This window comes from Streptomyces sp. NPDC058964, from assembly GCF_042741275.1.
In the GTDB taxonomy this organism is placed as follows: Bacteria; Actinomycetota; Actinomycetes; order Streptomycetales; family Streptomycetaceae; genus Streptomyces.
This window is the reverse complement of the sequence record NZ_JBHYKH010000520.1, coordinates 1-6331: the sequence shown is the minus strand read 5'-3', so window position 1 is coordinate 6331 and position 6331 is coordinate 1. Positions and strand designations below refer to the sequence as shown.

The following is a 6331-nucleotide window of genomic DNA, read 5'->3' as shown; positions in this document are numbered from 1 at the left end:
CGACCTGGCCAACGACAAGATGGCGGTGCAGCGGCTGCGCGAGGCCGCCGAGAAGGCCAAGATCGAGCTGTCCTCCTCGTCCGAGACCTCGATCAACCTGCCCTACATCACCGCCTCCGCCGAGGGCCCCCTGCACCTGGAGGAGAAGCTCACCCGCGCCCAGTTCCAGGAGCTCACCGCCGACCTGCTGGACCGCTGCAAGACCCCCTTCCACCAGGCGGTCAAGGACGCCGGCGTCAAGCTCTCCGCGATCGACCACGTCATCCTGGTCGGCGGCTCGACCCGGATGCCCGCCGTGACCGAGCTGGTCAAGGAGCTCACCGGCAAGGACCCGCACAAGGGCGTCAACCCCGACGAGGTGGTCGCCGTCGGCGCGGCCCTCCAGGCGGGCGTGATCAGGGGTGACGTGAAGGACGTCCTCCTCCTCGACGTCACGCCGCTGTCCCTCGGAATCGAGACCAAGGGCGGCATCATGACCAAGCTCATCGAACGCAACACCACGATCCCGACCCGCCGTTCGGAGATCTTCACCACCGCCGCCGACAACCAGCCCTCGGTCGGCATCCAGGTCTACCAGGGCGAACGGGAGATCGCCGCCTACAACAAGAAGCTCGGCGTCTTCGACCTCACCGGCCTGCCGCCCGCCCCGCGCGGAGTACCGCAGATCGAGGTCGCCTTCGACATCGACGCCAACGGGATCATGCACGTCTCGGCGAAGGACCTGGCCACCGGCCGCGAACAGAAGATGACGGTCACCGGCGGCTCAGCCCTGCCCAAGGACGACATCGACCGCATGATGCGCGAGGCCGAGCAGTACGCCGAGGAGGACCGCAAGCGCCGCGAGTCCGCCGAGACCCGCAACCAGGCCGAACAACTCGTCTACCAGACCGATAAGTTCATCCGCGACAACCCCGAGAACTACGATCGGGTGCCGTCCGAGACCAGGGCCGAGGTCGAGGCGGCGACGGGAGAGCTGAAGACCCTGCTGGAGCAGAACGCCGACACGGCTGCCCTGCGCGCCGCCGTCGAGAAGCTGGCCACCGTGAGCCAGAAGATGGGCCAGGCCATGTACGCCCAGACCCAGCAGCAGGCCCCGACCGGGACCGCCGCACCGCAGGACGAGGAGGGCGTGGTCGACGCGGAGATCGTCGACGACGAACGCGACACCAAGGGAGGCGCCGCATAGCCGGCTACCCGGTCGGCAGCGTCGCGCACACCGCGTCCAGCACGGACGCGTACGGCGTACCGAAGTCCGTCAGCCGCGAGCGCAGCCCCTCCAGGGCGTCACGGTGCTCGGTGAGCAGCTGAGTGCTGCCGGTCCGGGCCGCGCACTCCAGCACCGCGGGCAGGAAGTCCGGCAGCTCCTCGCCGCTGAACTCCAGGCCGTGCTCCCGGTAGACGTCCTCGAACCGGACCAGGGACGCGCCCCGCCGCCCGATGCAGCCGTTGTTCCACCGGCTCAGATACAGGCCGTGCCGGTGCCCGAGCCCGAACACCCGCACATACTGCTCGGCCAGCTCGCACAGCGGGGTCACGGCCGCATGGTCGGTGAACTCCCGCAGCTGCGGCGCGGCTTCGCGCAGCAACGGCAGCCGGGCGACGAAGTCCTCGTCCGGATAGGTCAGACAGAGCGCAGCCGCCTGGTACAGCACCGCGTCCGAGGGCATCCGGCCTCCTTCGCGTCGTCGGAGGCCGGCCGCCGCTCGCGGTCGGTCACGTGCGCTCCCTCGCTTGCCCTTGGTTCCGAACCTAGGGGCGAGACGGCGAGCGCACCTGTTCGCGGCACCCGTCCGGGTCAGGGCTTGCGCGCGACCCCGCCGTACACGGGCACGACACCCTCCGCCTGGGCCGCCACGTCCTCCGGCTCCGGCCGCCACCCGTACACGGGGATCACACCGGGGCCCAGCAGTTCAAGACCGTCGAAGAACCGCGAGAACTCGGGCAGCGTACGCGGATGGAACGGCGTCCCGCCCCTGCGGAACAGCTCCGCCGCCTTCGCCACGCCCTCCGGGCTGAGGTCCTGCGAGACCTGCGACAGGATCAGGAGGCTGCCCGGGGCGAGCGCCTCGACGTACCGCCGGACGAGCCCGTACACGTCGTCCTCCGCGTCGTCCAGGTAGTGGGTCAGCGCCACCAGCGACAGCGCGACGGGCCGGCCGAAGTCGAGGGACTCACCGGCCAGCCGCAGGATGGTGCCGGGGTCGCGGACATCGGCGTGCACATAGTCCGTGGTGCCCTCGGCGGTACCGCTCAGCAGCGCCTGCGCGTGCCGCAGCACGATCGGGTCGTTGTCCGCGTACACCACCTTGGCGTCCGGCGCGGCGGCCTGCGCCACCTGGTGCAGATTGGGCTCGGTGGGGATACCGGTGCCGATGTCCAGGAACTGGCGGATCCCCGCCTCGGCGGCCGTGCGGACCGCCCGGTGCATGAACCGGCGGTTGGCACGCGCCCCCCGCACCGCCGTACCGTCCGCGGCCAGGATCTTCCTGGCCAGCTCCTCGTCCACCGGATAGTTGTCCTTGCCGCCCAGCCACCAGTCGTACACGCGTGCGGGATGCGGCCTGCTGGTGTCGATGGTGGTGGGCGCGGCTTCGGATGCGGTCATGCGGTGTCTGCTCCGTCCTCAGAGGTTCTCGCGGTACTCCCGCAGGATCTTCTCGGTGCGCTGTGCCGACGCGGCCCGTGCCGTCATGTGGTCCAGGACCTCCAGATGCGCCGAGACCTCCCGGCGGGAGTCCAGGTACAAAGCGCCGGTCAGGTACTCGGTGAAGACCATGTCGGGCAGTTCGGGCTCCGCGAAGCGGAAAAGCGTGAAGGGCGCATAAGTCCCAGGGTGCGGGCCGGACGCGAACTCGGCGAGCTGAAGCGTGACGCGGTCCCGTTCGGCGTACTCCAGCAGTCTGTCCACCTGGTCACGCATCACCTCGGAGCGGATGCTGACCGGACGGCGCAGCACCGTCTCGTCCATGATCACCCACAGGTGGGGCGGGTTCTCCCGGTCCAGCAGCCGCTGACGGGTCATGCGCAGGGACACATGACGTTCGATCGTCCCGGGATCCGTCTGGCCGATCGTCCCGGCCTCCATCACGGCACGCGCGTACTCCTCGGTCTGCAGCAGCCCCGGCACGAAGTGCGGCTCGTAGGAGCGGATGATCCGGGCCGCGCCCTCCAGGCTCACATACAGGCTGAACCAGTCCGGCAGCACGTCGTGGAACCGCTGCCACCAGCCCGGCTGATTGGCCTCCTCGGCCAGCGCCACGAACGCGGCCGCCTCCTCGTCGGGAACACCGTACGTCGTCAGGAGCACCTGTACGTACGGGATCTTCAGCGCGACCTCGGCCATCTCCATACGCCGCACCGTGGCCGGCGCCACGCGCAGCACCCGGGCGGCCTCCTCGCGCTTGAGGCCGGCCGCCTCCCGCAGTTCCTGCAGCCGCTTCCCGAGCACCACCTGGCCCACGGTGGGCGCGGCACGCCGCTCACTCACGCCACGTCCTCCCCAACGCGCCGAAGCATGCGAGCAGTCTGTCACGCGATGCCCCGTCGCACACGTGCCCGAAGCAGATGCGGAGGACGTCACACCGTCCGGCAACCCGCCCGTCAACCCCCCAGCGAATGAAGGTACTTGGCCGTAGCCGGATCCGCCGGCAAGAACGTCTCGATGGCCAGCTCCGCGACCGTCACGTCCATCGGCGTGTTGAACGTCGAGATCGACGAAACGAACGACAGGATCCGGCCCTCGTGCTCGATCCGCATCGGCAGCGCGAAGTACGCCACCGGCTCGTCCGGTCCGTCCCCGGCCGCCTCCCCGGGCACCGGATAGCCGGCCACCTCCTCGTACAGCTCGCGCAGCGCCTGCGAGCGGTGCAGGGCGATCTGCCGCTCCATCTGCGCCAGCAGATGCCCGCGCCACTCGCGCAGATTGCGGATGCGCGGAGCCAGACCCTCGGGGTGCAGCGTCAGCCGCATCGCGTTCGGCGCCGGCGCCATCAAGGACTCCGGGACACCGTCCAGCAGCAGGGCGATGCCCCGGTTGGCGGCGACCACCGTGTACACGGCGTCGACGACGAGCGCCGGATACGGCTCATAGCCCTGGATCAGCCGCTCCATGCCGTCCCGCAGCGCGTCCAACGCCGGGTCGTCCAGCGGGGTTTCGGGGTAGTACGGGGCATAACCGGCAGCCAGCAGCAGCGCGTTGCGCTCCCGCACCGGCACCTCCAGGTGCTCCGCCAGCCGCAGCACCATCTCCTCGCTCGGCCGCGAACGGCCCGTCTCGATGAAACTGATGTGCCGGGCGGAGGAGTCGGCCCGCAGCGCCAGCTCCAACTGACTGATCCGGCTCCGCTCCCGCCAGGCACGCAGCAACGGGCCCACGCCCTTGTCGGCAGGGGCGGTGACAGGGCCTGCGGGGCCGGACGCGACAATGGTCATACGGACGACCGTAGTCGAGGAGCGCGCGCATGAACGAGCCCTGGAAGCCGTCCTGGGAGGCCACCGCGGTGTACCGGTCCAGAGTCCGCGGCTGCCTGCTCGGCGGAGCACTCGGTGACGCGCTGGGCTACCCGGTGGAGTTCTCCTCCCTCGACCGGATCCGCGCGGCCCACGGCGAGGCCGGGGTGACGTCGTTCGTACCAGGCGTGAACGGCGTGACGGGCCGGATCAGCGACGACACCCAGATGACCCTGTTCACCGCCGAGGCCCTCGTCCAGGCCCAGCGCCGGGAACGGGAGAAGGGCATCGGCGGCGGCTGGGCACTGCTCCTGCGGTGGGCCTACGAGCGGTGGCTGGAGACGCAGCGCAGGCCCGGCCCCGAGCAGGCCGCCCCGCCCTCCTCCGGCGCCCCCGAGGGCGGCCTGATCACCGAGGCCTGGCTGTACGCCCGCCGCGCCCCGGGCAACGCCTGCCTGTCCGGGGCCGCCCAGATGTACGCCCCCGACCCGCACCTCGCACTGGACGGCGGCCCGGGGCAGGTCAACCCCGACTCCAAGGGCTGCGGCGCGGTGATGCGCTCGGCCCCCTTCGGCCTGGTCAACACCGCGGAGGCGGCCTTCGCCATGGCCGCCCGCGGCGCCCAGATCACCCACGGCCACCCCACCGGCTACTACGCGGCGGGCGCGCTGGCCGCGATCGTCGCGCACCTCGTCGCCGGGGACTCCCTGGAGGGCTCGGTGCTGCGCGCGCTGCGCCTGCTGGAGCGGCACCGCGGCCACGAGGAGACCTCGACCGCCCTGCGCCGAGCCGTCGACCTGGCGGCCCAGGGCTCGCCGACGGCCAAGAAGGTCGAGTCCCTCGGCGAGGGCTGGGTCGCCGAGCAGGCCCTGGCCATCGGCGTCTACTGCGCCCTGGCCGAGCCCCGGGTCAAGGAGGCCCTGCTGCTGGCCGTCAACCACTCGGGTGACAGCGACTCCACCGGCTCCCTGTGCGGCAACCTGCTCGGCGCCCGGCACGGTGACGTCGGTCTGCCCCACGCCTGGGTCGAGCAGGTGGAGGGCCGGGCCCGCATCGCCGCGCTGGCGGACGACCTCGCGGCGCAGCGCGCCCGGAGCTGAGCGGCCGGCTGTGGCAGGCTGAACAGGTACGCGACCCCCAGGAAGGAAGCCGTCCCATGCCCGTCGAACCGCTGTCCCAGAAGGAGATCGAGGACCGGCTGGCCGAGCTGCCCGGCTGGTCGCTCGCCGGGGACCGCCTCGCCCGCTCCTACCGGCTCGGCTCACACTTCGCGGCGGCCGCGCTGGTCGTGCACATCGCCGGGATCCAGGACGAACTCGACCACCACTCCGACCTCACCCTCGGCTACAACACCGTGTCCCTGACCGTGAACACGCACAGCGCCGGGGGCGCCGTCACCGAGAAGGACTTCACCCTCGCCCGCAGGGTGGAAGACATCGCCCCGGGCCACGGAGCACACTGACGCACGTGCTCGACTACGACCGGGAAGCCGGCGTCTACGACGCGACACGCGGTGGCGAACCACGGGCAGAGGCGGCCGCCGAGACCGTCCTCGGTCTCATACCCGACGGCGCCCGCCGTCTGCTCGACGTCGCCTGCGGCACCGGGATCGTCACCCGGCGCCTGGCCGCGGCCCGGCCCGGGATGCGGGTCACGGGCGCCGACCTCGCGCACAACATGGCGCGGATGGCCGCCGCCCGCCTGCCCGGAACGATCCTGCTGGCCGACAGCCGCCGACTCCCCTTCCCGGACGGCACGTTCGACGCCGTCACCAGCGTCTGGCTGCTGCACCTGATAGAGACTCCGGCCGACGTGCGGGCCGTGATCGCCGAATGCGCCCGCGTACTGCGCCCCGACGGGGTGTACGTCACCACCGTCGACC

8 protein-coding genes are annotated in these 6331 nt (G+C 71.3%); 4 read left to right on the top strand and 4 right to left on the bottom strand.

Translation table 11 applies throughout. The annotated features are described in order from the left end of the window. Positions 1–1186, top strand: a 1186-nt coding sequence (locus ACFW2E_RS39010; protein WP_384474449.1) for an Hsp70 family protein, incomplete at its 5' end; no start/stop codon positions are given. 4 nt (positions 1187–1190) lie between these two features. On the opposite strand, the gene narJ is transcribed toward ACFW2E_RS39010, so the two are convergent. From narJ to ACFW2E_RS38990, 4 genes are all read right to left on the bottom strand, one after another. Next, positions 1191–1667 carry a nitrate reductase molybdenum cofactor assembly chaperone gene (gene narJ, locus ACFW2E_RS39005; protein ID WP_384474446.1) on the bottom strand — a complete coding sequence of 159 codons (477 nt, stop codon included), beginning with the start codon at positions 1665–1667 and terminating at the stop codon, positions 1191–1193. A 128-nt stretch (positions 1668–1795) separates the two neighbouring features. Continuing rightward, positions 1796–2605, bottom strand: a complete 810-nt coding sequence (locus ACFW2E_RS39000) for an SAM-dependent methyltransferase (RefSeq protein ID WP_384474443.1) — start codon at positions 2603–2605, stop codon at positions 1796–1798. 18 nt (positions 2606–2623) lie between these two features. Then, the gene (locus ACFW2E_RS38995; protein ID WP_384474440.1) at positions 2624–3487 is read right to left on the bottom strand and encodes a helix-turn-helix domain-containing protein; all 864 of its coding nucleotides are present in this window, start codon (positions 3485–3487) and stop codon (positions 2624–2626) included. A 113-nt stretch (positions 3488–3600) separates the two neighbouring features. After that, positions 3601–4431 (bottom strand): helix-turn-helix domain-containing protein, encoded by an 831-nt coding sequence (locus tag ACFW2E_RS38990; protein WP_384474437.1) that lies wholly within the window; start codon positions 4429–4431, stop codon positions 3601–3603. 29 nt (positions 4432–4460) lie between these two features. Here ACFW2E_RS38990 and ACFW2E_RS38985 point away from each other — a divergent pair, with 29 nt between their 5' ends. The 3 genes from ACFW2E_RS38985 to ACFW2E_RS38975 all read left to right on the top strand — a co-directional run. Next, a complete protein-coding gene (locus ACFW2E_RS38985) occupies positions 4461–5549 on the top strand; it encodes an ADP-ribosylglycohydrolase family protein (protein ID WP_384474434.1) in 1089 nt (362 codons plus the stop codon). A 56-nt stretch (positions 5550–5605) separates the two neighbouring features. After that, positions 5606–5911: a 4a-hydroxytetrahydrobiopterin dehydratase gene (locus ACFW2E_RS38980; protein ID WP_384474431.1), complete on the top strand. Its 306-nt coding sequence runs from the start codon at positions 5606–5608 to the stop codon at positions 5909–5911. A 5-nt stretch (positions 5912–5916) separates the two neighbouring features. Beyond that, the coding region (locus tag ACFW2E_RS38975) for a class I SAM-dependent methyltransferase (protein WP_384474428.1) at positions 5917–6331 on the top strand (415 nt) is incomplete at its 3' end.